Annotated in this window: 21 protein-coding genes; 4 read left to right on the top strand and 17 right to left on the bottom strand. The window is 42.3% G+C overall.

Features of this window, described 5'->3' with window-relative positions; translation table 11 throughout:
• The first annotated feature begins 34 nt into the window (after positions 1-34).
• A complete protein-coding gene (locus F6J90_RS37335; protein ID WP_293106097.1) occupies positions 35-316 on the top strand; it encodes a hypothetical protein in 282 nt (93 codons plus the stop codon).
• Positions 317-361: 45 nt separating this feature from the next.
• The gene (locus F6J90_RS37330; RefSeq protein ID WP_293106095.1) at positions 362-532 is read left to right on the top strand and encodes a hypothetical protein; all 171 of its coding nucleotides are present in this window, start codon (positions 362-364) and stop codon (positions 530-532) included.
• A 48-nt stretch (positions 533-580) separates the two neighbouring features.
• Here the strand turns inward: F6J90_RS37330 and F6J90_RS37325 are convergent, their stop codons facing one another.
• Positions 581-1,657, bottom strand: coding sequence for a pentapeptide repeat-containing protein (locus F6J90_RS37325; RefSeq protein WP_293106092.1), 1,077 nt, complete (start codon positions 1,655-1,657; stop codon positions 581-583).
• A gap of 97 nt (positions 1,658-1,754) precedes the next feature.
• On the opposite strand from F6J90_RS37325, the gene F6J90_RS37320 reads away from it, so the two are divergent.
• Positions 1,755-2,063, top strand: coding sequence for a hypothetical protein (locus F6J90_RS37320; RefSeq protein WP_293106089.1), 309 nt, complete (start codon positions 1,755-1,757; stop codon positions 2,061-2,063).
• Between the two features lie 370 nt (positions 2,064-2,433).
• Here F6J90_RS37320 and F6J90_RS37315 read toward each other — a convergent pair whose 3' ends face one another.
• The 3 genes from F6J90_RS37315 to F6J90_RS37305 all read right to left on the bottom strand — a co-directional run bounded on the left by F6J90_RS37315 (position 2,434) and on the right by F6J90_RS37305 (position 5,793).
• Positions 2,434-2,835 (bottom strand): hypothetical protein, encoded by a 402-nt coding sequence (locus F6J90_RS37315; RefSeq protein ID WP_293106087.1) that lies wholly within the window; start codon positions 2,833-2,835, stop codon positions 2,434-2,436.
• Positions 2,836-3,289: 454 nt separating this feature from the next.
• Entirely contained in the window at positions 3,290-4,663 is a 1,374-nt protein-coding gene (locus F6J90_RS37310) for a transposase (RefSeq protein WP_293106084.1), read from the bottom strand.
• Positions 4,664-5,631: 968 nt separating this feature from the next.
• Positions 5,632-5,793: a hypothetical protein gene (locus F6J90_RS37305; RefSeq protein ID WP_293106082.1), complete on the bottom strand. Its 162-nt coding sequence runs from the start codon at positions 5,791-5,793 to the stop codon at positions 5,632-5,634.
• Positions 5,794-5,828: 35 nt separating this feature from the next.
• On the opposite strand from F6J90_RS37305, the gene F6J90_RS37300 reads away from it, so the two are divergent.
• Positions 5,829-6,818: a carbohydrate kinase gene (locus tag F6J90_RS37300; RefSeq protein ID WP_293106079.1), complete on the top strand. Its 990-nt coding sequence runs from the start codon at positions 5,829-5,831 to the stop codon at positions 6,816-6,818.
• Between the two features lie 411 nt (positions 6,819-7,229).
• Here F6J90_RS37300 and F6J90_RS37295 read toward each other — a convergent pair whose 3' ends face one another.
• The 13 genes from F6J90_RS37295 to F6J90_RS37235 all read right to left on the bottom strand — a co-directional run bounded on the left by F6J90_RS37295 (position 7,230) and on the right by F6J90_RS37235 (position 26,543).
• Positions 7,230-8,027: a dienelactone hydrolase family protein gene (locus tag F6J90_RS37295; protein ID WP_293106077.1), complete on the bottom strand. Its 798-nt coding sequence runs from the start codon at positions 8,025-8,027 to the stop codon at positions 7,230-7,232.
• Positions 8,028-8,513: 486 nt separating this feature from the next.
• A complete protein-coding gene (locus F6J90_RS37290) occupies positions 8,514-9,284 on the bottom strand; it encodes a hypothetical protein (RefSeq protein ID WP_293106074.1) in 771 nt (256 codons plus the stop codon).
• Between the two features lie 62 nt (positions 9,285-9,346).
• Entirely contained in the window at positions 9,347-10,105 is a 759-nt protein-coding gene (locus tag F6J90_RS37285; protein ID WP_293106071.1) for a hypothetical protein, read from the bottom strand.
• 349 nt (positions 10,106-10,454) lie between these two features.
• The gene (locus F6J90_RS37280; RefSeq protein ID WP_293106068.1) at positions 10,455-11,531 is read right to left on the bottom strand and encodes a hypothetical protein; all 1,077 of its coding nucleotides are present in this window, start codon (positions 11,529-11,531) and stop codon (positions 10,455-10,457) included.
• 126 nt (positions 11,532-11,657) lie between these two features.
• The gene (locus tag F6J90_RS37275) at positions 11,658-12,410 is read right to left on the bottom strand and encodes a hypothetical protein (protein WP_293106065.1); all 753 of its coding nucleotides are present in this window, start codon (positions 12,408-12,410) and stop codon (positions 11,658-11,660) included.
• A gap of 170 nt (positions 12,411-12,580) precedes the next feature.
• Positions 12,581-13,267, bottom strand: coding sequence for a glutathione S-transferase C-terminal domain-containing protein (locus F6J90_RS37270; protein WP_293106062.1), 687 nt, complete (start codon positions 13,265-13,267; stop codon positions 12,581-12,583).
• Positions 13,268-13,279: 12 nt separating this feature from the next.
• A complete protein-coding gene (locus F6J90_RS37265; RefSeq protein WP_293106060.1) occupies positions 13,280-14,563 on the bottom strand; it encodes a beta-eliminating lyase-related protein in 1,284 nt (427 codons plus the stop codon).
• Positions 14,560-15,399 carry a ThiF family adenylyltransferase gene (locus tag F6J90_RS37260; protein ID WP_293106057.1) on the bottom strand — a complete coding sequence of 280 codons (840 nt, stop codon included), beginning with the start codon at positions 15,397-15,399 and terminating at the stop codon, positions 14,560-14,562. Before F6J90_RS37260 ends, F6J90_RS37265 begins: the two co-directional genes overlap by 4 nt.
• A 113-nt stretch (positions 15,400-15,512) precedes the next feature.
• Complete coding sequence (locus F6J90_RS37255; protein WP_293106054.1) at positions 15,513-16,166, bottom strand: hypothetical protein; 654 nt, start codon at positions 16,164-16,166, stop codon at positions 15,513-15,515.
• A 52-nt stretch (positions 16,167-16,218) separates the two neighbouring features.
• Positions 16,219-16,650: an MAPEG family protein gene (locus F6J90_RS37250; RefSeq protein WP_293106051.1), complete on the bottom strand. Its 432-nt coding sequence runs from the start codon at positions 16,648-16,650 to the stop codon at positions 16,219-16,221.
• Positions 16,651-16,903: 253 nt separating this feature from the next.
• Positions 16,904-18,037 (bottom strand): cupin-like domain-containing protein, encoded by a 1,134-nt coding sequence (locus F6J90_RS37245; protein WP_293106049.1) that lies wholly within the window; start codon positions 18,035-18,037, stop codon positions 16,904-16,906.
• Between the two features lie 1,052 nt (positions 18,038-19,089).
• Positions 19,090-23,187: a filamentous hemagglutinin N-terminal domain-containing protein gene (locus F6J90_RS37240; protein ID WP_293106046.1), complete on the bottom strand. Its 4,098-nt coding sequence runs from the start codon at positions 23,185-23,187 to the stop codon at positions 19,090-19,092.
• A 1,475-nt stretch (positions 23,188-24,662) separates the two neighbouring features.
• Positions 24,663-26,543, bottom strand: a complete 1,881-nt coding sequence (locus F6J90_RS37235) for a hypothetical protein (protein WP_293106044.1) — start codon at positions 26,541-26,543, stop codon at positions 24,663-24,665.
• Positions 26,544-26,554: the final 11 nt, after the last annotated feature.

Genomic DNA, 26,554 nt, shown 5'->3' with positions numbered 1-26,554 from the left:
TCAATACACCCCTGCCTTTTAGTTAATACATTGGGTGTACCTAAGTCAATACAATGTGGGTGCGATGCTGCTTTGCAGCCACCAAAGGCGATCGCGTAGCGTGGCCATAGGCCAATCGACTAATCCAACTAGTACTGAGATTGAGAAGTTAACAGTTGTAGCCAGGGCTGCTGAGAAAATAAAAAATAACCCAACCCTAAAAGCTAAAGTAATCAATGCCCTGAAAGCAGGAGGAGTGGAAGCATTCAAGGAAACCCTAGACCATCCCTTGGTTAACATTTTAATGGCGACCATTGAGGGATGGGCGGAGGCTTAGGGGTAAGCTATCAGTCATTGGTGACAAGTTAAGCAAAAGAGCAATTTGTCAAGTACTTTCCAGAAATTGCTGTATCCTTTACTAGGTAAACTATTCAGTGCGATCGCTAACCCAAAACTGTGCGATCGCTGCAAGAACTACCCCATCCTTTCTCTAGTACCAACAGAGGTGGCGGAATCAGTGGGTAAAAATAGCTCAAAAGCTTTCTCTGCATGAGAACAGAGGGAACGGTAAATAAATTAACAACAAAAGGGAATCCCCAGCTCAAGGGAGCCAGGGTAGATCTTTGGGTATATCCTTAGATTCTTTTATTAGTTTCATTCCGGCAGTTTTAGGATTAAAGTTTTCAGGAAATATGGTGGGACAAGGATATTCTATATCAAGTTTGTCACAAACAGCTTCCAATGTACTTTTATCTGTATACATTGCATTTTTAAAATTAGCATTCCTTAAATTAGCCTCCTGTAAATTAGCTCCCCATAAATTAGCCTCCTGTAAATTAGCTCCTATTAAAACAGCCTTCTGTAACTTAGCTTTCCATAAAACAGCCTCCTGTAAATTAGCTCCTATTAAAACAGCCTTCTGTAACTTAGCTTTCCTTAAAACAGCCTTCTGTAACTTAGCTTCCCTTAAAACAGCCTTCTGAAAATTAGCTTCCACTAAATTAGCCTTCTGAAAATTAGCTCTCACTAAATTAGCCTTCTGTAAATTAGCTCCCCATAAATTAGCCTTCTGTAAATTAGCTTGCCATAAATCAGCCTCCTGTAAATTAGCTCCGCTTAAAACAGCATTAGAAAGTTGAATTTCGTTCAAATAAGCTTTTGGTGCTTCCAAACCACTTAAACTTTGTTCCTCCCAGGTTAACCAAAACCAGGGATTACGCCTAGGCTTTGAGTTTAAAAACTCTAGAGCTTCTTTTCTACCACCACTGCCTTTTTGGCCATGTGCAGCTGTAATCACCTGCCATGCTTGATAAATTTCACTATTTCGCCTATCTTTTTCCCCAGCGATAAAGATGATCAAGCCTAGAAGAATAGATAAATTACCGACTAGTCCTAATATTTCTATTAATGCCAATCTGTTGAGGTAGTCTAAAACTGGTTCTAAAAACTTTTTTTCGATTTTTATAAGTGGTTGATTACATTTAAATAATACTAACCTCAAGGGACTGTTTGCAATTTTTTCGGCTTGATATCTATCTTCTATCTTAGTTCCTTTTACACCTGTTATTTGACGGTTATTATAAAGTTGAATAGCTATTTTTTTGATGTCTAGGTATGATGTTTTTCGTGGACGGGGTATTTTTATTTTGATTTGATTAAGTATCTGTTTTAGCTTCATTATTGCTAATAATGTGCTTGTATAAGTCCTGTTATGATTTGGGAAAGGTAATCCCTAATATATTATCGCCTCTAAGCTCAGTCATCAGATCTTTTTTTTGTATCAGGTGTGTAAACAGATCTGTCAACTTCATGTACTTGGGCATGTCACCGACACACGACCCAATTCTAATTCCAGGACTCAACCCTGTTCCGTTGACAGAATTCCGACAGTAGAACTAGTTCCCATTACAGTCAGTTTTCAACTTCCTGTTATTTTTACCGACAAAACCAAAAGTAATAGAAAGTTAATTTTAAAGGGAATTAGAGGGAAAAATGAAATACTGCTAAATCCGATTACTGCCATTTCCACTAATAGAACTACTTCCCACCACGGAAGTCCCAATAACTCCCGTTACAGGCATTAAGACGTCAAATCATTATCTTTTTTACTACTGTTAGGAATAACTAAAAGATAACTACACTTAATATTAGTTGGCCTTTATTTGTTCTTGTGTTGGCCGAAGGTGAGTGTAAAGTATACACCCCTAAAGGTTTAGGGGTTGCTTGTGATGAGAACCAGGGTAATCGACCGATTGGTCGGTGTCTGCGATCCAGATTGGGTGAAGCCTCAAAAGTGCCGGGCGTAAAACCCTTGCCCCATATATCTTTGAAGGCTTTTGATCGCAAAAAACGCCGGGCGTAAGATTCAGCAAGGGTTTTCCATGATTAAGGTGATCGCCTCAATCATGGAAAACCCCAGCGACTGCCGGGGCAAAAGTGGATGGAATGAGTTGATCAGATGTAATTCTCTGGTGCTGAGGGGTTGATGTTGTACTTCCGCAGAATTCGCATTAAACGGGCATTTTCTTCTTTCAGGATGTCTGGGTTCGCCATATCTAATGAGAGATCTTCTAGTTGCTGATTCAGTTCCTGATTAATGTGCTTCCAACATTGGTCGTTGTTGCGAAGGTCGATTACCTCAGCTTTTAGGTTCATATTTTCATTAAAGAGCTTGTTGTATTCCTCTTCTCCTCGAACTATTCCAAAGGCTTTGTCTGCTCTTCTGGTGATCGACTCGACTATTGAGGCCGTCACCAGGTTGTCAGCTATCTTGTTACCTCGCTTGAGCCAGTACTTCCAGTACAAAGCAGCTTCTTGAGGGAAAGTGACAGCGATTGCTTTATTGCTGCCTTTCACTTTTTGCCATTTATCCGATTGAAATACTTTACACTGAGAGGCTTCTAGCGATTTGCCTTTTAAAAATTGTAATAACGAGTTTTCGGGCTTACCGATACTTTATGATGTTTGTGTTCGACTAATTAATATCGTTTTGGTCGAAGGAATCAGGAAAACGTCCAGTAGGACTTCCCCTAGTTTGATTTCACTTCGATCGGCTATTTCATCAGAAAAATATTGTGTCATGATTAATCTAAGTGAATTATGTTTACTGCATCAGCGATCGCACCATTGACGGGGAATGCGATCGCTTATTCATAAGTATACCTATTTGATCGTCATCGGCAAATATTGCTTTTGTTATCTTTGTCGCCTCAAAAAGTTAACAATAGACGACAGGAAAATCAATGATAACTGCAAGCCAGTAATGTTTGACATCTCCCCCGGTTAAAACACGGGGGATTCTCTTTGGATGTTACGCGGTAGGGTAAACCCGTACCGCTTCACCCTTATGTCGATATAATTTAGACAGGTTAGTGAACAAATTATATCGATGTGGAACTGTCAAAATCCCGCTACCCACCTTGGCCAGGTCGATTGGCTGTGTGGTTACTTTACGGAGTATGTTAGCAGCGCCGTTCAAATCGGCGTTAATTAACTTTCCGGAGGCAGTCCTGTACAACCCACGCCTAACTCTTTTTCCTGAAGGGATCCATCCGCTGGGTTTTGCACCATGTTTTGGTAATGAATCACCGTCCAAGAAAGACGCTTTGCTTGTATAGGATTCTTCAGTGACAATCAGATTTATTCCATATTCACGACATTGCTGCTTTAACCTTTCAATTAGTCGCTTAGTAGGAATGGGGACAAACTGTTGGTTTCCTTTCTTTCCCATGTTAGAAAGGCTTTTCTGTCCTTCGTTCCAACCAAAAACCAAATTACCTATTCCATCATTTAGGCAACGATTAACGAGGAATCTAGCCGCTTTATTTATGGCGTCCCGCATCTGATTATTCCGCTTCAACTGAATTTTATCCAGATGGGAGTCCCAGTACTTTTCCGACTTTCCTGACTTATACTTAGCCACAAGGCGACAGTAACCTTGGTTCATTGACTTAAGCTTTCGACCGTCAATAATAAAGCTCTTTCCTAAGGTCGAAACGCAGGTTAGCCAGTTATCGCCACCATGGTCTATTCCAATCGCGTTAGAGTAATCAAGATTTGGATTATCAGTTACTGGTTGCTTTCTATCATCAATAACCCAATCTATCCATAGCTGTCCGTAGTAAGGACGAACGGTAACCTCTTTCACCCAATCAGGATCAATGAAATCTGGAGGAGATAATGCTATTTGAACTAATAATTCAGGCTTGCTTTCCTTGCTAACGGAGGGGTGAAACAAACCTTCTTTGTATATGAGGGCTTGCCGAGGGAAAGTCACCGCAGCAAAACCTCCAGACTTTCTATAGCGAGGGAACCTAGGTCTATCTACTTTTCCTTGGTAGTACAAACCCACTAGTTTGTTATAGCTAGAGTACGCTTCCCCTACAGTTTTTAAAGTTTGCTGTGCAGATTGAGCCGCCATCGCCTTATAGTGGGGCGACATTTTTAGAGCTTTGTCTATTTCAGGGTATTTAGTCGTACATTTGTAGGTTTTCCACCCTGCCCTTAGCTCATCTCCATGCCAGTAGGTAGTATAAGCTTTTTGTTCCTCAAGCCACTTGTAGTGTTTTTGTTTTGCATAGTAAACAGCGCAATTAAACAGGCTGTTAGCTTGCTGGCACTGAAACTCCCAGAACACTTTCTCTTCGTTTGAAAAGTTAGCTTTTATTGGGATCGTCTTGTACATTTGACAACCTATACCCTTTTGTTATCATAAAACTAGTGTATACGTAGGGTCTATTAATGTCAAACAAAAACAGAAATAAATCTCAAAAAAGAATGAGAGGAATTCCTGTCTACTATGACGAGATCAAAAAACCACACACTATCATGTTCACAGATACTGTGTGGAAGTGGTTGCAGCTTTCCGCGAAGGACTCAAACACCAGTGCCGGAGAGCTTATAGAACGTTGGGTTAGAAGCCAAATAGAGGACACGACGCCGATATTTCCAGTCTCTCTTTTTCATCCCGGAGACGAAACCTTAGAATAAGGCAGCCTTAATCATAAAGTTTTAACCCTTTTGCTCATAGCCGACCAACCATAAAGGCTGCCTTATTCTTGCGGTAACTTCTGACCCCGGCTAAAGCACGGGGGTTCTCAAATTTCAGGAAGTTTTGATAGTGCCCCGCCTACGGCCAATCGCTTTTAGCTGTTCCGTTCATAAAAACGCTCAATTAATCGATTTTTATCGTCTTTATTTACGAGTACAAATAGCTGGCTTTGCCCAACGAGAGAAATGGGCGACGTTATGCTTGCCCACTTTTCTCCTTGTTTTATTCGTTTTCCGGAAAACTAGGTAGAGTTAAGGTACACCTCACAGACTTCCCGGCGTTGGACACAGAGGCACCGTAGGTGATCGCATCAAATACCTGCCATTTCCACTAATAGAACTACTTCCCAACAGAGTCAAAACTATTGCTTAAAACTATTCTGTAAACAGGGGAACTAAAATACCGATAATCCCGCTTATGTTAATTACTCAGAAGATAATAATAAACCTACAGTATAATTTGATTTCAGGTAAGCATTCAGCTATCAGCTATCAGCTATCAGCGAACAGCGATTAGCGCTACGCGCACGCGTGCGCGTTCAGCTATCAGCTATCAGCTATCAGCTTTGGAATAAAACAAGTAAGCATTGGAATAATGCTGAGTTACCTCACAGCGTCGTTCGCACAGCGTGGCCAAAGGCCAAAGCCTGTGCCACAAGGCTGACGGCTGACGGCTGACGGCTGAATGCTTACGATTTCAGTTTGGGTGAAATACTTGCGCGCCACTTCCTTGTGAGAAGATGGGCGATAGACTGCCCGAATCACTGTTCAATTGCGTTTGGTAGGTAAGGAATAGCCTCATGACAAGTCCCCAGGTGATCTGTGCTGGTGAAATGTTGTTTGACCGTTTGTCTAATCAGCCAGGAAAACCCCTAGAACAGGTGGAGTCTTGGACAGACTATCCCGGTGGCGCACCAGCGAATACTGCTTGTGCTTTAGTAAAGCTGGGTATACCCACTGCATTTATCGGTTGTATTGGTCAAGATCAGCCAGGAGACATACTGGTAGAGTTGTTAAAGGATGTTGGTGTCGATGGTACGGGAGTACAGCGTCATGGTACAGCTCCGACACGGATCGTCTATGTAGTGCGAGATGCGTCAGGCGATCGCAGTTTTGCTGGATTTGGTGATATCGATACCACAGAATTCGCTGATACACGACTTCAAGGGGATCACTTGCCTACTGAACTATTTAAGGAAGCGAAGTTTCTGGTATTGGGGACTCTGGAATTAGCCTATCCCGACAGTAAGGCAGCAATTAACCAAGCAGTTAAGTTAGCACAACAACACCAGGTCTCTATCTTTATAGATGTTAACTGGCGACCGGTCTTTTGGAATGATGCCAAGATTGCCATTGAAATCATTCAAGACTTTATCCAGCAAGCGGACTTCCTGAAACTGACTGATGAGGAGGGAGAGTTTTTGTTTGGCACTGCTGATCCAAAAGCGATCGCACAACGGTTGGATAAGGTCAAAGGGGTATTAGTCACAGCCGGGGAAAGAGGCTGCGCCTACTATCTGGGAGGAAACGAAGGTAAATTACCAGCATTTTCTGTAGCAGTCCAGGATACAACCGGTGCCGGGGATGGCTTTACTGGCGGCATTATTTATCAACTATGCCACCGTGACCGGTCCAGTCTGAGTGATCCAACCGTTGCCAAAGATGTGGTTACCTATGCCAGTGCAGTAGGCGCACTGACGACTCTCAAGCCTGGTGCGATCGCAGCTCAACCTACATTAGCTGAGGTGGAAGCATTTCTATCTGGCGTTGCTCAAAAAAGGAATGAATAGAAGTAGGGTGGGCATCCTGCCTGCCCGAAAATCTAAGGAACGGGAAAGATGCTCATTCCACTCAAAGTACCGGTTTTATATAAAGTAACTATTAAACTTAAAGTGGATATTCCAGGCAAGATGCTTATTCCACGCAAAATTTCCATTCCATGCAAGATGCCGATTCCACAAAACTCTTAAAATCATTCCATTATTAAGCAAGGCCAATCCACGGGGTAACTTCAGTTGAGAGAATCTGAAACAGACGGGTTCAATCTTTATGCAGTTTCCTTGATTGCCAACAGGTTGTCTAGTGCGAGCACTCACAGCTTTAACGTCTAATTTGTCAAGTAAAATTTATACAAAATAGTTGAGATTACCCTATTGCATAGCAAGGGTTTCAGAAGTAGGTTGCCTCTGATTACACCAACCCTAGATTTCCGCCATCAAACGATCTCTAATGAAAGCAACAGTTTTAGACTCTGCTACTACGGTTGGATGACCTGGTTGATCGACATAATGCACACCTAATACTGAATGAGCTATAGGATTAATGCCGTGGCAATTGCCAACAGACGAATCGATTTCGATGGCTAGAAAGTTAGATCCGAACTCCTCGCGGAGTCTCTGAAACCGCTCAGATGGAACAAAGATATCATTGGTAAATCGCAGACCAAGTAGGCAGATGTCTTCTGTGGCACTCCTCCTTTTCGCTTGCTGGAGGGTATCCTGATCAAGGCCAAGAGCCGATTGGCGAGCTGGTGTTAGGGCGAATGGTAGTGAAGGATTGCAAACCACTGGTGCTAACACAGTTTCTTCTATCATCATGGCCAAAGCAAAACCTCCTGTGAGACACATCCCCATTGCTCCCACCCCCGGGCCTCCACATTGTTCATGAGCATATCGAGCCAAAAGTCTTAGCCAAGAGGTTACAGGACTGTTTTTACTAGTTGCCAGTACAGTAAACTCGCGCATCACACAAGCACGAGCTAAAGATGTTGCAATGTAAGGGACACTAACTTCTTTACCCGGTTTACCCAATAGGGAAGGCAACCAAACCGATAAACCAGCATCACAAAAAGCATTGGCTAACCGAATAACTCCAGGATGAATGCCAGGAATCTCGTGCATAAGAATTACCGCAGGCCCTTGACCTTTGCGAAAAACAGTGCGAGTTTCATTATCGAAAGTCAATTCAAGCGGTTCAAAATCAGACAAATCCTGTGACATAAGCGTTTCAATTATCAAAATCAAGTTTAAGGAAAAATGGCTCTACCGAACCTAGTATGCAGAAAACTGCTGAAATGCGCACTAAGTCATATCAGCCGGTTGATGTATAACAAATCATTCTATCAAAAACTAAAATTTATGCCCAAGCGTGATTATACTAATTATTTTTAATTATTTTAAAAAAAAAATTACATAGCAACTTCGGTAGACCGGTAAAAATAAATTAATACCAATTGATTCTGTAAGGGCGAGTAGCTAACAGCGGCTTTGGCATTTAAATTCTATAAGCTTTACTCAGAAGCGATGCAGCCCCTCTCCATGAGCGACTGCATCAAGAGGTGCGACCCGTGGCGAATTTAATTACGGGTCAAGCGCACCTAACAAAGATTTCCAAATTAATAAGCAAAAATACTGATCGTATCAATCTTATCCCAAGTAGGTCAAAATAAAATGCATTTACCCTGGATTAGTCAATCCCAACTACTCCTAGGATCTGTCGCCAACATGGTTTAATTTGGTATAACTTTTGCCCTTAGACAAAATAAAGCTGAAACCAAGTCCCCCAAGTAAAACTAAACTTCCATTAAAATCCGGTTCAGGAACAGATTTAGAAACAACTTCAAGGGAAGCATTATAAACAATTGGCCCAAGGAAAGTATCAGGAGTTAATAGACTGATAGGAATGCCAGAAGGAACATTGGGATCAAAAGTAACTACAGCCTCTTGAACTTCATTAGTTATGAAATCCGTTAGTGTGCCGGTCAGGATAGATGAAATACTGAGGATAAAAGGATTTAAGGGATTAGGAGAGTTAGGATCGATGGCAACAGTTCGATCAACAGTTTTTAAATCAAATGAGAAGTCAACTAAATTAGGAATCGTCAGACTGATAAAGTCACTGACATATAAACTTGGATCGTCAGAGCCATCAAACAACGGGCCTGATTGTGTAATTAATCCAGATGAGATACCTTGGTGGACATCGCGAATTGTTCCTAGTTGTGAAGGATTTGCGAGTACTGGGGCGAAAGAGCCAGTAGCATCATTAACTTTAAAATTCCCCAAAACATTAGGAGATGGTGCCAGAGGAGAAGTAGAATAGTCAATATAATCAAACTGATTGGAACTGCCAAAGACAAAGCCATAAAAATCAATACGACTTCCCAATGTTGCTCCATTTGCTACATTAGTTCCTGCTACTACACCAGCTACCATTAGTGGGATGGTTGCGATTGAACTAAGAAAATTATTTTTCATCAGATTCTCCATTATTGGTTATTAATTGACACTTGATAATTTCTAATCAACAATTGATTAATTTAGATTTTCAAATTTTTCCAGCTTGAAAGCTTGACCATATAGCCTAGACCAAGGAATCCAAATAGAGCCAAGCCAGCATTGGTTCTAGGTTCAGGTATGGATGTAGGCGCAGATACAACTTCAAGGGAGCCGTTGAAAGAGGCTGGACCTAGGAAGTTGTCAGGAGTAAATTGACTTATCGTGATCCCCGCAGGAAAGTTGGGCACAAAAGTTCCTACTGCGGCTTGAACTTCATTAGTTATCAAGTCAGTTAGTGTGCCGGTCAAGGTGCCGGATATTCCAGTAATTAAAGGATCGGCGGGATTAGGAGAATTAGGATCGATGCCAACAGTTCGATCGACAGTTTCTAACTGAAACGTGAAGTTAACCAAGCCAGGAACGTTAAGACGAATAAAGTCCGATATGTAAAAAGCTGGATGATCAGAACTATCTAAAACTGGACCAGTTTGATTAATTATTCCCGATGTATTCCCCTCAGTAAAATCCCGGATTGTCCCTAGTCGTGAAGGATTTGTAAGTGCCGGGGCAAAAGAACCAGTAGCATCATTAACTTGAAAATTCCCCAAAACATTAGGAGATGGTGCCAGAGGAGAAGCTGATAAATCAATATAATCCATCTGGTTAAGGCTGCCAAAGACATAGCCAGAAAACTCAATACGACTTCCCAATGTAGCTCCATTTGCCACATTAGTTCCTGTTACTATGCCAGCCACAATGAGTGGGATGGTTGCCATTGAACTAAGAAGCTTATTTTTCATTAATTCCTCCATTGACATAATAAGTTACACCAAATCATGTTTAATAAAATTATATTCAAAACAATCAAAATTATTGCCTATACTTGATTTAAATATTTAGGGAAATAACCTATAATAAACGGATTTTATATTATAAGTTAAATTTTCCGGATAGTGGTAAAGATGTAGTGATTTTGCTATGGTCTGGTCAAGGTTTCGGAAGCTAAAATCACTACTTGTATACCACTACCATTTTCCGGATTTTATAGATTTAAACATTCACCTGGTATAGAGAAATATTCCGGATTAATTTTATTGAGTACCATTGTTTATAAACTATCCTTCATTTCTCCCTTGAGAGACTACTAAATCAAACAATTTTGGCAAGCTTCCGAGTTTCGGTCTCTTTGATGCAAAGCTGCTCTGGCTTTAAGTCCAGCCACTGTAACGAGCGAGTAACGTGTCGTCCTAACAAGATTTTATTTTGTGCCATAAAATCAATGAGGGAGAAGAGAAACCGCCATAGGGAGCGTCGAGCTTTTCCTTCGCGGATTAACTGGGAAAACTCAGGCTTATAGGGATTGTAGCCCAAGTTTTTTAGATCGGAATAAATCAAAAGCCAATTCAAAGTAAAGTTGCTTAGAACTGGATTCACATACCAACGATTTTTAGCTAAACCCAATTCCACAACTCGTTCCATCACCTCTTCTTGATTGTAATTCCAAGCATGAAAGGGAGCGATAATGCGAGGAAATTTGGCATTTTTTCCATATATATTAGGATTCCAGAATAGAGATTTATCAGAATCTTCAAATAAACCATTTTCAAACAATTCGTAGGGAGTCCAGTCTTCCCTTATTCGTTCTTGAGGCATTTCGTAAAGCATACGCTCTGGATCCGGTTGGCCTGGAGAATACCCGGTGATAATCAAAGGGATGTTCTTTTCAATTGCCAAGCGGAGAATGTCTCCTTCTCTGATATCTAACCAAAAATAGCAAACCGTATGAACAGCACCGCGTTTATTTTGGTTACATAAAAGATAGCGAATGAATCGCCGATAAAGTTCCTTTGAAGGAGTTGCTACGTAATGATCGACATTGAGATGCTTCACTGTACGACGGATATTATCCCAAGTATTCGGGGGAATATCAAAGTCGCTGGTGTAAGCCAGAACCCGTAGATTGTAATCTTTCACCAGTTTATAAAGTAGATAGCAACTATCTTTACCGCCACTAAAAGACAAAATACAGTCGTATTCCCCTTCTCCCGAAGGATTTCTCAATGTTTTTTCTAGGTCTTGCTGTCGTAAAGCTCGTTCTCTTTCTTTTTGAAGATCGTCTTTGCCTTGGCTTTCCCACTCTCGGCAGAAGTTACATACTCCGTGGGTATCTAAGTTGACTCCTTCGACTTGTGTACTCAACAAGCATTTTTGACAGGTTTTGCTCATAGTTTAATCTCTCATAGTAAAACATAAAATCCTTATCTACCGATCGTGGGAGCAAGCATTACGCCCCCACATCCCACACTCATTCTTCACCAATAGCTGAGTGCGTAAATCCTAGGATTTATACCTTTACATACGGGCATATACCTGTTTCGCATAGGTCATGGCATCCTCAAGAAAGTCAGCATAAACATTAAGAGCGTCAGTTGCCGTTTCTACTAAAGTATCTACAGATTCAGGATGATCGGAAATAAACTTGTCAACAACTTCAAAATTGGTATCGGTATGCCCCACATCAGCAAGGACGTGTTTATGCAGAAAACTAACCTTAGATAAAGAGGCTTGTCCCATACAATCAACCCATTTTTTCACTAGAATAGGTCCGTAGGTCGTCGAGAGCAGTTCGATCTCCACATCAATTGCCAATTCTGCCCAGGGGGAATCACCTTCAATAACCCGCTCGTGCAACTGATGATAACGTTTCACAGCCGGACTGATCTTCTTAGCAAGTAACTCTTGAGCATCTAGCTGACAGTTAGGCTCTTCCTGATTCCAAATGGCAACAAGTTCTTCCACATCTTCGATCGCCCAGTTTTCATGACCGTCTTCTTCTTCTTCATGCTCGTAGAAAAACTTTGCCATCTCCTGAAAGTCCATGTTTTGACATCTTTCTCCAGCACGTTCTAAGTATACAGGGATTGGTTCAGTCAAACCCGCACTCAAAGCACTCCAATGAATCATAAATAGTTTCAGAAGTTTAGGCTCAACTTCTTGTGTGAATAGCTCCTTAACCACATCTCTTGCGGCAAACTGTTGACGTGCTAATTCAGCTTTTTTTTGGTATTCGTTTTGATAGATTTTGGTTTTTTCTACGGTAATCATGGCATTATTTATCCTATGGTTAGATTCAAATTAATTTGTATGGACGGCTAACAGGATGACAAGTAATCCCAAAACTTTGTGGACTAAGAAGTGTAGAAGTACAGCTAAAAACTCATTTACAATTGTTTGAGTGATTTTATCCTGCTAAACTTCTACACTCCTAAATTCCCTCACTTGGGCTTGATGTCAAATAGTAAGCGACGTGCCTCCTCATCCATTTGGTAATCACCTTGAATAGGTTCACCCACTTGGTAGGCTCGTTTGACGGCTGGACGTTCGGCAATCCGCTCGACCCACTTGGCAACTTTAGGAAAATCAGCAAGCTGAACATTAATGAGGTGTGAAAAGGCGATCCAAGGATAGCAAGCCATATCTGCAATCGAATAATCCTCTGTCAGATAGTCTCTATCCCTCAATTGTTTTTCCATTACCCCTAACAACCTCTTGAATTCGTTGACATAGCGTTTTTTGCCATAAGGAATATCTTCTGGAGCGTATCGAGTAAAATGATTCGCCTGTCCCATCATTGGACCAATTCCACCCATTTGCCACATCAGCCATTGAATGGTTTGGTGGCGAGTCCGTAAATTCGATGATAAAAATTGACCGGTTTTCTCTGCGAGATAGATGAGAATACTTCCCGATTCAAACAAAGCAAAGGGTTGATTTCTCTCAGCAGGGGCATCATCAACGATCGCCGGGATGCGGTTATTGGGTGCGATCGCCAAAAAATCGGGTTTAAATTGATCTCCTCGCAGGATATTTATAGGTTTGATTTGGTATGGCAGCCCAGTTTCTTCAAGAAAGATTAAGGGTTTATAACCATTCGGTGTAGGCCAGAAATAGAGATCGATCATATTCAAACACAACTAATTAATGCTAACTCGATCCATAGGTTGATACTGGGCTCTCAAAAATCCCGTTAAACCCGAACCCTTGTCAACAAGCTTTAGCCCTTGAATGGTATTTTTGGCTGTTAAAAGATTAGAAATACCATCAGCAGTTTTATCAATCGCCTGCTCTTCTAGTCCTAAAATCGGTATAGCAAAACGAACTAAGCAGATCTTATTGGCTATCTGAGTTGGAGAGCTAGGATTAAGAGAACCGCGAATCCCATAATCTTTGAACAGTTGATACAGAAAAGCTTGGGCTGGGTGATGAGTATCGGGAATGTCCAAATCCTCGGCACTGATATTAATAAATACTCCATGTCCTCCAGCCGGTTGAACCAAATTTTGGTGATTTTCTAGAGTAGAGTGCAGTTTTTTGACAAGATTGATTCGTCGGCGAACCAAGGAATAAACTCTATCCATGTCAATTATAGCACGGGCGATAATTTCTTTGCCATTGCAACTTAAACCAGCACCAAAAAGTATTAAGTAATCCAGACAACGATGAAATAACTTGGGGTCTCGCACTGCCAGAAAGCCGCCGATGGGAGTGGGAAAATCTTTAGTGGCACTCATGGTACAACCCTCTGCATAGGAGCAGAATTCACGGATAATTTCATCGACAGGAGTATTTTGATATCCTAGCTCTCGCTCCTGAATCATTAAGGCATTATCGACAATTCGACAGGCATCCAAATATATAGGAATCTGATAATGACGAGCTAACTCAGCAACCGAGCGCATATTCTCCAGAGACATGGGATGTCCACCAACAGCATTGTTACAAGGCTCAATGCAAATATAGGGAATCCAAGTGGAATGATAAGTGTTAATCGCCCGTTCGAGAGCGTTGACATCAATGTTTCCTTTGAAAGGATATGAGCTAGTTATGTCTAGAGACTCGCTACACATCACTTCCACAGATGTTCCACCATTACGTTCTTGATGAATTCTAGTGGTGGGAAACAGAGCACTCCCGGGAATATAGTGACCATTTCGGATAATAGCATGGCTTAAAATTGCCTCAGCTAATCTCCCTTGAGAAACAGCCATAACATAAGGAAATCCAAAGTTTTTGCTAAATATTTGTTCGGGATTAACAGACTCAGAACCTTGTTTTGGACTCGACTCGTAACCAACCACAGACAAGGATTGGTGCATAAGACTATCAGTCTGAAGATCGAGTTCGATATGCTTACCCGGAACAATATCCAGATTATGTCCTGTTAGTTCCAAAACTTGCATCCTTTCAGCAAAATTCATGCAGCTTCTCCTTCAAACTGAGGGCGAATTTCAGTTACATCCACAATTTTATAGTTCATCCGAAACAGATCGAAGAACATGGCTTTTGGTAAAACAATAGGCTTTCTCGAGCCTGGTATAATTCCGTCTAGCAAATAGGCAATACACTCAGTTGCCAGTAAGGAACTACCAATTACCGGACCGACGGCGAGTGTGGGAACTTTCCCGATTTGCAAACTCTTGCCAATAACATCAATTTGCTCCGGTACAAACCACTCTTTGAAAATGTCTGGAAGAGCAGTGGACTGTTTAGCATTGCGAAAAGTCCGCGTCCAGAATTCCATACCCATACCTTCAGGTGAAGAACACAGAGCAAAGCAACCAAATCCCAAAATCGGGGCAACTACGCTAAATATTCCTAATTCACGGGCTTTTTGATGCATGGTTTCTCGAAGCTCATAGGGGACTGATGCATCCAAACAATCCACCAAGATATCCGCACCTTTGAGAAACTCATCCTGATTATCCTGAGTAAGACCTTGGTTAAAGACTTGGACTTGAGCATCAGGATTAATATCTAAAACGAGTTCTCGATAAACCTCTGCTTTATTCTTTCCCATAGTTGAACCCATAGCCCCCCATTGTCGGTTCATATCAGGGGGATCGAAATCCGCAGGATCTGCTAAGTGAAAAGCACCAATTCCCAAGCGACACATAGTCAAAGCCATTGCGCCCCCGATACCGCCACATCCAGCTACAACAACTTTTTTTGTGGCTAAATGTTCTATACCCTGAGGGGTTAGTAGAGGTAAGCTTCGGTTGAGAAAATAGTCTGCTGAAGTCATAGATGGTGTCATTTTTATCTTCCAAATATGTTATGTCGATATGTATAAACTGAGTTTATTTTTGGATTTTGTAGCAACTAAAATACTAACAAATATCCTGTATAATCATATTGGTTTTACGTAGATTATGCTGCTATTTTACTGTTAGCAAATAAAGAACTAATACCTGCATCGTACTTACCAAGATTCACGTCCCCTTGGTTGACGTACATGAACTGAGCTTGAACGTTATGAATTGTGATTAATCCCCCCGGTAGATTTGTCATACCTAACCTGGATAATGTCCGGTGATTAGCAGAGGGAATTAAAGGCATTCCCAAACCTAGATCTAAGTCTGGTTGATACTGGAGTATTTTTAGCACTACACCGGGTAAAGCAATGGCCATAATTGTGTTTCCTACCTTAACTCGTCGATACTGCTTACCGACAATGTTGTAGGTTGAAATCATAATTTTATTGTATCCGTTATTGACTATGAAATCCATCGATTCCTCGGTCATAGCCTTAAAATACGAAATATCTTTATAGGCATCGAGGTTAAAATCTAGGTAGTTAATGAGTCCAAGAGCAGCAATATTATGACCTTCTCGAAAAACAAGTATTTCGTCAGCAGCAATAAACTTGTCAGAAATTTTTACCGATAACCCTTCCAAGCCGATATCCTTAATAGCAATATTCCATTCAGCTTGCCAAAACTTATAGGCTTCATTATAGCCAATTCTATGTATTCGTTTCTTTTTGTCCAGCAATTCCATAGTAACTGAATTGTTTTTTTCCATGTTTTGATACTTTCACATCATAGTATGTATTAGAGATTGACGATGAACTAGATTAGCCTAGTCCTAATAAGACTGTGCCTATATTCCAGCTCATAGCAAATAGACAAAGGATTCCCACTCCATAAGCAACAGTTCGCCAGGGCTGTATACCGAGAAGATAGGTTAATGTATGCAACAGCCGCGCAATTGTGAAAAGAGGAAACAGCAAAGTTGCGGCTTTGGGAGAAGCTCCGACCAGGACATAAGCTGTTCCGAGACCCAAAAAGATGGGAATGTTCTCCAAGTCATTACGCCAAGCTTGGGCTGCTCGCCGGACTTGAGGTAATTCTTTCTCTGCGGCTGGTTTCTTAAAGACTTGGGCATCTTCTGAATTCACAAAGACACGCTTGCTGAGACGATAAAACCCTTGATAAGATGAAAGTGCAAACATCTTCAAAAACAGGACAACAACAGATAATGAATACCAGTAAAGAGCTGGTTCCATAATTACCTCCTTAAATCAGTTATTAGTTATCAGTTAACACCCCTATTTTCAGGGACACCGAACCCAAAGATGAATCCCATTACAGTTAACAGTTAACAGGTAACAGTTAACTGTTAACTGTTAAATTACCTCCGCTATTTGACACAGAGGAGACTATAGTCTAAGTCTAGGGAGCGGACACCCTTGAAGCTTGTAATCGAACTTACAAGTCTTTGTCCCTTCTCCCCTCTGTCTTTTGCGGGGATGAGTTAATTTATATAGATACTCTTCTGGTAAATTCTTGTTGATCGAACTCAAAGGCAAGTTTTGCACCACTTGCTGCATCTGAACCCCAACCATCTTTGAAACAAGTCCAAACGGTTTGGCGGAATCGATTTGAGGTAATCCACATCAACGAGAATAATTCATGACCTATGAGCAGATTGTTGATAGCTCGTGAGGCAATGCCAATAGAAGGCTCAGGAGTATCTACACAGTGCCACCACCACTGGGGAGAAAACAGAACATCCCCCGGCTTTAAGGTTGTAGTGAATTTGGGGATGTAGCGATATAAGGGATATCCATCCGCTTCAATTTCGTCATGGCTCTTCTTCCAATCAATCATGGTAGCCGCATAAAACATATCTTTGCGAGTTATCGGATGCATCCACATAGAATGCTGAGGATGAGCTAAAGTCCATTCTTTACGCCCATATACCATGGTAAAAAGGTTTGGCCCTCCGGTAGAATGCCATCCCGAACGCACCCCTCCTGCAGACATGAAAAGCTGGGTTGACATGATTCTTTTTTGTCGAATACTCAAGTATTCTCCAAGTGTTTTGAGATCGAGAGCATCACGCAGTGAAGGATTTCTGTTAAATAAATCCTCAGTGTGTCCGGGATAATAGGTTCCACCGTTTTTGATGTTTTCTACGACCTCGGATACGGGAATATCTACGTAGCGTAGTGCCTCTTCATTTAGTTCGTTAGCACGGACGCGGGTGGACACCAATTCGTTTCCATAGTTGTCAGCAAAAAATTGGGGAGTCCAAGTTTGCACAGCTTTCCAGTGTTTTGCTGCTCCCCGAAAGACAACCGGAGTATTAGCTTTAAGATATACTTCGTGAAATTGTTCTGGAGAAATTTCATCAATGCTCAATTCAGGAATTGGCAGTGTGGGTGCGTCTCCATAAGGTATAGAGTGAGTTTTAATGCTATTTTCAATTTTTTTCATTTGCTCAACACACCAAGGTGAGCCATAAGGTCCATGTTTCTTGCGCCCCACGAAGTAGTAACGATAAAGAAAAAGTAGCCAATAGTTTAGAGCTGTTATGCGATTGACTTTAGGGGATGAACTGATATCGATCGTCGGAAATTTTGCTTTCTGTTGTTGAATGTTAATTACCATAATTTTTCGCTAACAATTAATTAACACGAATGGTGATATTAATAATAAAAAACCTGCTTATAGATTTAATAATGAAGATGTTTGCTGTAGGTTTTTGAATGCCAAAAACCTCTAGTATATTAGTTTATTATGTTTCAGTAAAAAAAACGTAAATACTATTATTTAAAATAATAACAAATCATGTTATGTTATGCAAACTTGTAAATATACGGTTTGATAGGGATAAAAATTATGTTCCCAAAGACTGTAGCAATCCTATCTGATTCGTGAAATAAATGGGCTGCTTTAAGACAGAAGGCATAAGCCAGAATCCAGAAGGTAGATGATACCAGATTTGGAGCTAATTTTTAATAAGTCCAGTGATTTTACAAATGATTTAGGATTGCTATTTAGGGCTTGCTGATTAACTCTCAAAGCATTGAAAGATAAAGGTTTTAGCCTTTTTGGGTCGAAAAAAGTGCCAGCTTTTCGGTCGAAAAAGCTCAATAACTTAGCCTTTTGGGCAGACAAGAGCATAAAAATAAAGGGACAAGTCTTCCGACTACCTCCTATATAATTCCCATTTCTCCTAACTCCTGACTCCTAACTCCTGACTCCTACCAATACCAAAAGACTTTTTCAGCAAACCCTATTTATAATGTTGGCAAAGGAATGTTTGCAATCATGTTTGCTTAATGTATGAGTTTTGAACATTTTGAACAATTCTAGACAGAGATCAGCAATTTTGGGTAAACTTGTATTGCTGACTTCAACAATTCCGCTTCTATACTAATATGAGTTCCGGATAATTACGCTTAAGAAAAATCTCCCCATCTCCCCATCTTCCCCAGGGTAAACGCAAGAATCAATAAGACGGCATTATTATCAACAATATTGAGATAAATACGCAATAGTGCTGATAATCAAGGCTTAATATGGTCATAATCCTTGCCATATATCACATTTTGGCTAAATTTTTCTTGCGCTTACCCGGCCATCTCCCCATCTCGCCGCACCCCCGCCCCATCAATCTTCTTGATTATGGGTATTCAAGGGAAGTGGAGATAAGGTGATCAAGGGCTAATTTGATGGCAATTGAATGGATAATTCAAACTACTATTCCAACTACTATAGTTACCTTGGGCAGGATAAGGAACCAACTCCACAATGCCCTGCTGATTAATTATCCATCCTTGAGCTTCAATAATAGGTGATTTCTTTTTAGTGATTGGTTGTGCCTGATCTGGCCTGTTATACCCTAAAGTCCTTTTCCTCCAACTCCGGCTTCTTCTCCTATTGCTTAATTGTGTAGTCTCTTGATCAACCATCAGCCGCAAATCCGGTACCACCACTTGACCCCGCAACACCCCAGCTGGGTTAGCGGGGATTCCTCCTTTTCCGGTAACTAAAAAACTATTCCCGCTGTTTGCTGCACAATCGGTGATGATTTGATTGCTGGTATCCACTACATCTACAGGTAGCTTGTCTAAGGCTTGGGCGGGGTTAACTTCTGGAGTATTGAGAGTAACGCTACCATCAATACCAAGTTGGGAGGAAGCCGTAATCTTACTAGTGCGATCGCTAAAAATTCCAATGGCCGAAATCGTGATATTTCCCCCACGTCCTAAAATGGCATTGGCAGTGATGTTACTACCCTTTGATGTCACTAAAAAATCAGTGGTAATAGTGATATTGCCACCAGTAGCAGTATCCCTGGCATTAGTTGTTATCTCACTGTTGTTGCGTAAGACAATTAGTTTCGCATTAGAGAGGGTAATATTCCCTTGGTCTCCAGCAGAGGTTTTAGCATTGAGGAAACCATTGTCGAGTTGGATGGTATCAGCAGAGATGTTCAAGGTTCCAGCAACACCGGTACCTGTACTGCTCACCGTTACCAATGCGCGATCGCTAACGCTAAATGTCTTAGTATTTAGGTTAAGGGAACCCGCTTGGCCTGTCTGGGTTGCCCGAGATGCGATCGCACTAGCTGACCCATCTGGGTCAACGCTGTTTCGTCCAACTCTCGCTAATCGCTCGTTGTAGGTAGGGTCAATACCAGACAGAGTGATGTTCTCAGAAGCATTGATAGTAATATTACCGGCATCACCACCTTTGAAGCTAGAAGTAAAAATCTGAGCGCCATCGATTAATGCCAGGGTATCCACATCTAAGCTAATTTCACCAGCTGAAGCATCACTCTGACTTATAGCCGTGATCACTGCCCCATTATCCAGACTGAGGGTGGGGGTTTCAATGAAAATTTCACCACCAATCCCAGTTGCCCTGGATTCGGTGTTAGCAGAGATAGCACTAGAGAAGCCAAGGGCGGGACTGAAGCCAGACAGAGTAACCCTTTCTGTAGCGTTAATTTCAACATTACCAGCATTACCAACACCCGAAGTAGAAGCCCGTAATTCCGCTCCATCCCCTACCGTCAAGCGCTCAGTGTCTATGGTCAAATTACCCCCATTTCCCGTAGCCCTTCGGTTCACCCCTGCGATTAAGTTGCTGCGAAACTGACCATCAGGTGATGTCCCAATCACCTCTATTTCTTTAGCCTGTATCGATATCAAACCCCCATCACCCTCACCAGCAGTAGAGGTGTTGATACTTGCTCCTTCTCGTACTCTCAGACGTTCTGTATCAATGAATATAGTTCCTCCGTCCCCTGTGGCTCTGGGTAGGACATCAGTAAACAAGCCACTAAAGGATGAGTTATTGTTTGACGTCTCAACTAATAACTCAACCTCCCCGATTCCCACCACATCTATCTCTTGAGCCCGAATTGTCACAGTACCCCCATCTCCATCACCATAGGTTCCAGAGCCTACCTGTGACCCATCCCGTACGATCAGATTCTGGGTATCGATAGTCAAATCTCCCCCATTACCGGTCGCATTTGGGATCACACCAGTGGACAAAATACTTTGGGATACATCAACCGTATCCGTCACTGTGATAGTTACATCTCCAGCATTTCCTGTCCGTGCCGCAACCGCTAAGATGTCTGCGTCATTCATCGACAAGTTACGACTGGTAACTGTGAGATCCCCACCGCCCCTGACACCGTAAGTCCTAACCAAGCTCTCGTCCAAAACAATATCCTCTGTTGCTTGTAAGGTTATACTTCCTCCCTCACCACCAATGGAAATGGTCTGGAGATCGTTTGTCCTAATCGTGCCGTTGGTCGCATTCAGGGAGATGGATCCACTATCAGCAATCTGGGCTGATTCATTAAATTCGGTAAATGTAGAGATTTCTGCTTCAACACCAGTTAGAATAATGGTATATTCACCGATGTCAAAACCACTTCTATCTTCCCAACCTACCAGAGGCGAGTCACTGCCAAGCTCATCTGCTTCATCAATACTGGTAAAATCCCCTGTATCGTCTCCATCGGGAAATATGTCTCCTGCTTCACTGACTGGTTCTACACCAAAACCACTAATGGCTAAATAGTAAATTCCTGGCTCCGTTGGGGTTAGGGGGGTGCCTGGTGGTAAGAATGATTGAACACAACCACCACAGTCGGTGTCATCATCATTGGCATAAATTCCTATACCCTCTTCATCAAACAAGAATAACTGGGTGTCTAACTCAGTCCCCTCAGTGGTGCGAGCCGAAAAAGTCCCCCCCCCGGTCAGAAAGATTTGGTACAGGTCTACATCAGTTTCTTCGCTAATCGCGCCAGATATGAATATGAACTCAAATGGCACTCCCGGAGAATCACTAATAACTGTAGCTGTCTCAAGCAATTCTCCGGTATCTCCAACCGGGGGAATTGATGTGTCAATGTTACCAACGGTTATATTCGCACCGGTAATAGCAATGTTCCGTCCATGGGTGCGGATGGTGTCAAACGAGGTATCTTCCATCCGAAAGTCCCCTACCCCATCCCGATCTGCATCAGCAGTAAACACCATTAGTTCACTCCCTGGTGTTAAGTTTAGGGAGTTATCCTCTAAGTCGTTTATTACAATATCATTGGTTGCTTGTAGAACAAAATTATTATTTTTTGACAAATCTTCTATTAGGGTCTCGTAGATAGTCGTAGCTGCGAGATTATCAAGCTGACTTAATGGAGTAGTTAGAATAACATCCGCTGTGTCGGAATTATTTATAATGTCAAGATTAATTTCATCTATGGCATCCTCTTCAGGACCATTAGCAATGATGATATCTGTGGAATCGAGTAATAAGGTTCCAGCAAAACCATTCATGGCGCTAGTATCAACATTTCCCCGAAACATTAGGTATTCTTGCCCTGATATTTCTACATAACCACCGTTACCAGAAATTTCCCCACCACGAGCCCTGATGTTGCCGTAAAATCCAGTGATATCATTCCCTGAAATAATTACTCTACCGCCATTGCCTTGTGCGATCGCATTAGCACGAATCTCGACATTAGGACCAATGAAGGTGCGGCTAGTCTGTTGGTTACCAATTACAACGCTCCCCCCACCGTTCGGGCCAGACACATTAATCGCGGTATTATCTAATAAGCTAATCTGGGAACCACTGACTTCTACTGTTCCTGCTGGTGCTCTCAAAGAACCGGTGCTAGTGATGGTATCTGCTGATAGGATTAGACGTTGCCGACTACCAACAGCTAAGTTACCCTGATGCCTGATCTGAGCTTGATGTTGACGTAGAGCATTGGTAAAAAAAGCACCAGGTTGGATGGTCAGTAAGTCACTGGTTTCCGGCTCTGTGGCGCTAAATAGTCCTTGCTCCCCTAACCTAATGCCATCGGCTGTAGTAGCAATAAATGAGCCACGGATATCTAAGCGAGCGTTGTTGCCAAAATTAATACCATTGGGATTAATTAAGTAGAGATTTGCTGTTCCCTGTACTCCCAAAGTCCCGAATATTTGTGAGATATTGCTGCCTGTTACACGAGTAATAATGTTAGCAATACCATTCGGGTTAGCAAAATAAACGTTTTGTCCCTCATTAACATTAAATTCCCGGAAACTATGGAACAGATTACTGCCTCGAATGGCACCACCTTCAATTAAGTCTCGAAATTCTTGGGGAGTGAACTTGGACTGTTCTGCTCCCAAGGTTTGATCGGGGGTAATCTGGGAATAAGCCGCCTGGTGATCAACTATCCAAGCTATGCTGCTGGCTAATAAAACAATAGAGAGTTTTGAGTACCAAGATAACATCCTTGCTCCTGTACCTTAGAGGGCTAGACCAATGTCTGTCTTTGAGGCACCAGCTTTTTGAAAAAATAATCCAGATACTTTGACTGCGATGGAATTACTGACAAGTCTTTGTTAGGGTGAGATTACTGATGCTTCGGCCTAATTATGGCACACTCTTCCCGTCTTGCCCTCGTGGAAATTACACAGGATGGACTTGGAGAATCTAGGTTGATCAGCGGTAGTGGTAAATACTTTTAGCGTAAGCATTCAGCTATCAGCTATCAGCTATCAGCTATCAGCCGTCAGCTATCAGCTATCAGCCGTCAGCTATCAGCTTATGTGCTACGCGCACGCTACGCAAACAGCTTTTGAATAAAACAGGTAAGCATTGGAATAATGCTGAGTTACATCTTTTATATAAAACAGGTAAGCATTGGAATAATGCTGAGTTACCTCCCAGCGTCGAAGCCTGTGCCACAAAGCTGTTCGCGCAGCGTGGGCCAAAAGCCCACGGCTGAAGGCTGACGGCTGACGGCTGACGGCTGACGGCTGAATGCTTACCTTTTAGCTAAGCTATAGCGCGCAACCCTATAGAAGCCTGTATATTTTTTCTAATGTCTACGTTTTTTTTAGTTTAGCATACCCCTTAAATTGCACCTCCATGTCGTTAATTTTTAATTCGGTGATTTTTAAGTTTGAAATCAACTAGGTTTATTTTTAAGTTTATTTTAAAATTTATACAAAATCAGGGTAGGATGTATGTACAGATACTACCCTACCCCACTGGTTTATTGCAGAAGTGATAATTAATTAAACTCTAGAGGATAAATTGCCTCTGTCTGAGTCTACCTCTGGGAATTCATTGCCCTTCTATGGAATACATGGAGCAATGGGATTCAATGCTGAGGATTAAGCGCTAGGAGTAAAGAATCCCACTGGCCTAAAACCGCCAACGACTTCTTCAAGCTCTTCATCGGTTAGTTTAAGTTCCTGATCCGTTAGACTTCTAAAGCCAGCGTTATCTGACACCAAATGGTCAACAGACCCGTTGTTTTTTTCAGTGAATTATTGATTTTTTTTGTATTCATGGTCATCCTGCATTTGAATTGATTGATTGACTCAATTCTCTACTAGTTTAGCATATATTTGCTGATTATTTTTTTCGTTAATATAAATTATTTTTCCGGAATATTAGCGGAAATTATCCTATGATTTTCGTAAACTTTACTTTAACTTTAAATTTTGTCCGAATACTTACAAGCAGCCCTGATGATTAGTAAGCATTCAGCTATCAGCTATCAGCTATCAGCTATCAGCTATCAGCTATCAGCTATCAGCTATCAGCTATCAGCTATCAGCTATCAGCTATCAGCTATCAGCTATCAGCTATCAGCTATCAGCTATCAGCTATCAGCTATCAGCTATCAGCTATCAGCTATCAGCTATCAGCTATCAGCTATCAGCTATCAGCTATCAGTTTTGAGCCTGTGGCCAAGCTACACCCAACAGCTTTTGAATAAAATAAGCTGACGGCTGACGGCTGACCGCTGACCGCTGACCGCTGACGGCTGACGGCTGACGGCTGAATGCTTACGATGATTAAACCAACTCCCATGGCTAATTTGGGCAGGATAGGCCACCAACTCGACAATTCCCTGGTCATTAATGATCCACCCTTGGGCTTCAATGATCGGTAATTTCTGATTGGTCATGGCTGTTTGATCACGCTCGTGGTGATACTGTAGTCTTCTTCTGAGGGAACTCCGACTTTTCCTCCTCTTGACTGGTTGTGTATTGCCTTCATCAACCATTAGCCGTAAATCGGGTACCACCACCTGACCCCGCAACACCGCAGCTGGGTCAGCTGGTAATCCTCCTCCTGCAGTGACCACAAAACTATTCCCACCCACCGCTGCACAACTAGTCACAATTTGATTGCTGGTATCTACCACATCTGCGGAAAGCTTGGCTAGGGCTTGAGCAGGGTTGACATCTAGGGTATTGAGGTTGACGGTGCCATCAATACCGAGTTGAGAAGAAGCGGTAATCTCACTAGTGCGATCGCTAAAAATTCCAATGGCAGTAATATTAATATTTCCCCCGCGTCCCAAAATGGCATTGGCAGTAATATCACTATTCTCTAGGGTTACCAAAAAGTCGGTGGTGATGGTGATATTCCCGCCAGTGGCACTCTGACTGGCATTGGTAGTGATGGTACTGTTGTTGCGTAAGACTACAAGCTGAGCATCAGACAGGGTAATATTTCCTTGGTCTCCAGCAGTAGTTTCGGCACTGAGGGAACCATTGTCGAGTTGGATGGAATTGGCATTTACTTCCAAGGTGCCAGCAACACCGGTACCAGTACTACTCACCGTTGCTAGTGCTTGATCGCGAAGGATAAATGTCTTGGTATTGAGGTTAATCGAACCGGCTTGCCCAACTCCTATTGCTCTCGATGCGATCGCACTCGCTTCCCCATCTGGGTCAACTCTGTCTGCTCCCAATATTGCTAATCGGTCATTGTAGGTAGGGTCAATGCCAGATAGGGTGATTTTCTCAGCTGCATTGATGGTAATACTGCCAGCATCACCGCCACTGGAGCCAGAGGTAAGAATTTGAGCCCCATTGGTTAATGCTAGAGTATCTGCATCCACAGTAATTTCACCACCAGGAAAGTTACTACGGCTTCTAGCGCTAATAACTGCCCCATTATCTAGGCTAAGAGTAGGGGTATTAATCGTAATATCTCCACCACTCCCTGTAGCCATAGATTCAGTGTTGGCAGAGATGCGACTGGATTGACCACCTCTACGACCACCGATGGGACTAACCCCAGAGAGTGTAATGCTCTCGGTAGCGTTAATCTTGAGATTACCAGCATCTCCGTTGCCAAACGTAGCACTCCGTACCTCTGCCCCATCGGAGACCGTAAGCTGCTGGGTATCAAGGGTCAAAGGTCCCCCATCCCCTGTAGCTGTTGGTTGAACACTACTAAACAAGCCGCTAGTAGCCTGGCCATCCGCTGAAATCCCAATCAGCTCTACATCAGTAGCCCGTACCGTTAGGGTACCGCCATTGCCTTGACCGAAGGTAGCACTACTTATCTGTGCTCCATCCCTCACTGTCAGCCGTTGGGTATCAATAGTTAACGTTCCCCCATTCCCTGTAGCGTTTGGGACAACGCTACTAAACAAGCCGCTACTGAACCCAATAGCACTTCCACTAACCTCAACATCAGTAGCCCGTATTGTTACGGTACCCCCGTTGCCTGGACTATTGGTAGAACTGGTTATCTGCCCCCCATCCCTTACCCTCAGGCTCTGGGTCTCAATAGTTAACTCTCCGCCATTGCCTGTTGCTGATGAGTTGACATTCACCGACAACAGTG

Source organism: Moorena sp. SIOASIH, from assembly GCF_010671925.1.
Lineage (GTDB): Bacteria > Cyanobacteriota > Cyanobacteriia > Cyanobacteriales > Coleofasciculaceae > Moorena.
This window is presented reverse-complemented; position numbering and strand designations above follow the sequence as displayed.

Excerpts from the sequence above, each read along its gene's own strand:
- F6J90_RS37290 (WP_293106074.1), bottom strand. The coding sequence starts at position 9,284 with ATGAAAAATAATTTTCTTAGTTCAATCGCAACCATCCCACTAATGGTA.
- F6J90_RS37325 (WP_293106092.1), bottom strand. The coding sequence starts at position 1,657 with ATGAAGCTAAAACAGATACTTAATCAAATCAAAATAAAAATACCCCGT.
- F6J90_RS37300 (WP_293106079.1), top strand. The coding sequence starts at position 5,829 with ATGACAAGTCCCCAGGTGATCTGTGCTGGTGAAATGTTGTTTGACCGT.
- F6J90_RS37260 (WP_293106057.1), bottom strand. The coding sequence starts at position 15,399 with ATGACACCATCTATGACTTCAGCAGACTATTTTCTCAACCGAAGCTTA.
- F6J90_RS37270 (WP_293106062.1), bottom strand. The coding sequence starts at position 13,267 with ATGATCGATCTCTATTTCTGGCCTACACCGAATGGTTATAAACCCTTA.
- F6J90_RS37245 (WP_293106049.1), bottom strand. The coding sequence starts at position 18,037 with ATGGTAATTAACATTCAACAACAGAAAGCAAAATTTCCGACGATCGAT.
- F6J90_RS37295 (WP_293106077.1), bottom strand. The coding sequence starts at position 8,027 with ATGTCACAGGATTTGTCTGATTTTGAACCGCTTGAATTGACTTTCGAT.
- F6J90_RS37240 (WP_293106046.1), bottom strand. The coding sequence starts at position 23,187 with ATGTTATCTTGGTACTCAAAACTCTCTATTGTTTTATTAGCCAGCAGC.
- F6J90_RS37265 (WP_293106060.1), bottom strand. The coding sequence starts at position 14,563 with ATGAATTTTGCTGAAAGGATGCAAGTTTTGGAACTAACAGGACATAAT.
- F6J90_RS37280 (WP_293106068.1), bottom strand. The coding sequence starts at position 11,531 with ATGAGCAAAACCTGTCAAAAATGCTTGTTGAGTACACAAGTCGAAGGA.
- F6J90_RS37285 (WP_293106071.1), bottom strand. The coding sequence starts at position 10,105 with ATGAAAAATAAGCTTCTTAGTTCAATGGCAACCATCCCACTCATTGTG.
- F6J90_RS37275 (WP_293106065.1), bottom strand. The coding sequence starts at position 12,410 with ATGATTACCGTAGAAAAAACCAAAATCTATCAAAACGAATACCAAAAA.
- F6J90_RS37310 (WP_293106084.1), bottom strand. The coding sequence starts at position 4,663 with ATGTACAAGACGATCCCAATAAAAGCTAACTTTTCAAACGAAGAGAAA.
- F6J90_RS37255 (WP_293106054.1), bottom strand. The coding sequence starts at position 16,166 with ATGGAAAAAAACAATTCAGTTACTATGGAATTGCTGGACAAAAAGAAA.
- F6J90_RS37250 (WP_293106051.1), bottom strand. The coding sequence starts at position 16,650 with ATGGAACCAGCTCTTTACTGGTATTCATTATCTGTTGTTGTCCTGTTT.